2 protein-coding genes are annotated in these 1,764 nt (G+C 36.8%); both read right to left on the bottom strand.

The genetic code is table 11. From position 1 onward, the window contains the following. Positions 1-186: 186 nt before the first annotated feature. Complete coding sequence (locus HRT72_13650; GenBank protein NQY68754.1) at positions 187-1,197, bottom strand: TonB-dependent receptor plug domain-containing protein; 1,011 nt, start codon at positions 1,195-1,197, stop codon at positions 187-189. 183 nt (positions 1,198-1,380) lie between these two features. Next, positions 1,381-1,764, bottom strand: a 384-nt coding sequence (locus HRT72_13645) for a phytoene dehydrogenase (protein ID NQY68753.1), incomplete at its 5' end; no start/stop codon positions are given.

The following is a 1,764-nucleotide window of genomic DNA, read 5'->3' as shown; positions in this document are numbered from 1 at the left end:
GTAGAAACAGTTACTAGGAGGGCTGGTGGATGATTGGTCCGAGGTTTCTGTTTTTCAATGGTTTCAGCGTAGTCGAAAGTTAATAGTCCGTGGTTTGTTTGGTCTTCGGGCGGTCGTGTTGCAGCAGCAGGTTCGATTTTCTCACGATTGCGTTTTGTGAAGTGTAGGGTGTCTGCGAATCGATTTTCAATTTGTGGCGCGTTTCGCACCGTTTATCACATAATCACCTTTATCACGCCCGTAACCTTTGTCGTTTCCTAGATAGGCACTTATATAAAGCCTATCCTTGTCAGAAAACTTATGATTTACCTTGGTATTAAGGTCATAAAAGAAATACCCTCCTGTACTTCCATCAGTTGATAAATTAATTATAGGACGTGCCAGAATATCTATATATGTTCTTCTCGCCGAGATAATAAATGAAGTTTTCTCCTTTTTAATTGGCCCTTCAATTGTAAACTTGGAAGAAATCAATCCGATTGATCCTTTACCATGAACCTCTTTCATATTGCCTTCCTTCATCTTTATATCAATTACCGATGATAGTCGACCACCATAGCGAGCAGGAAAACCTCCTTTAATAAGCTTCACTGAATTAATTGCATCTGCGTTAAAAACAGAAAAGAATCCGAAAAGATGGGATGCATTATAAATAGGAACGCCGTCTAATAGAATCAGATTTTGATCTGCCCCTCCTCCTCTAACATAAATACCGGATGTTCCTTCAGAACCAGTTTGAACACCTGGTAAAAGCTGGATCGTTTTCATTATATCCTTCTCTCCCATTAAGACAGGTAGCATAGCAACTTTCTCCAACGACAGGTCAATGGTACTCATCTCTACTTTTTCATGAATCTGTTCTTCTTTGGTTCCTATTATAACCACCTCATTAAGAGTTAAGCCTTTCAATTCAAAATTTAATCTCAAATCCTCTTTTGGAAATCCTATATAATATTGCGTTTCGAAGCCAGCAAAGGATATGCGAAGATTAATTGAATCTTTAGGAACCGTTAGACTAAAGAAGCCATAATCGTTAGTTACGGTACCTTTCCTTGAATTAAATTCATAAAGATTACCGCCAATCAGTTTTTCGCTACTGGCTTCTTCTTGTAAATACCCACTAATGGTTATTGTTTCTTGTGCATATAATACATAAGATGAACAAAAAATAATGCAAACTAGAGAAATGGCTTTCATCAAATCAAATAATTAATAACTTACCTGTTCGTGTATGTGGTTAAAATGAAGTTCTCTAGATATTGGCGCAATGCTATTATATTTAAGACACATGAACGCACCTATACCCTACATCGATATAAATACGAGATAATTATTTTATCTAGGTAGATATCTATTAAATGAGATAGACAATTACATCGATTAAGAAACCATCATCTTAATAAACATCTTGATCTTAATTATGATGGCACTTAAAAAGGATAACTGACCATCCCATGGTTGACCCTTTTTAAATTTCTCTTTGTCCGCCCATCTTAATACAGCCAAAACATCCGGCTCACGTAATTTCCATATTCTACATGGAAGCTCACTCGAATCTGAATCTTGCAGAATACTATTTACCGCTCTCCTTGCAGCTTCATTCGCTCCTTCCATAGAAGCTAAGTCTGTATTTGTTTGAACGTAATCACTTGCCAAAAACAAATTGCCTATAAGTGTATGTGCTGTTGGTCGGAGGTGCCAACTGTTAATTCTATTAACAAGAAGAGGTTCTAGGTTCTCATTTTCTTGGGTTTTAATATTACC

The sequence above is a fragment of the Flavobacteriales bacterium genome, from assembly GCA_013214975.1.
In the GTDB taxonomy this organism is placed as follows: Bacteria; Bacteroidota; Bacteroidia; order DT-38; family DT-38; genus DT-38.
The sequence above is the reverse complement of the archived record's forward strand: the minus strand, read 5'-3'. Positions and strand labels throughout refer to the sequence as shown.

Bases quoted from the DNA above. Each gene is read 5' to 3' on its own strand.
- HRT72_13650 (NQY68754.1), bottom strand. From the start codon at position 1,197: ATGAAAGCCATTTCTCTAGTTTGCATTATTTTTTGTTCATCTTATGTA.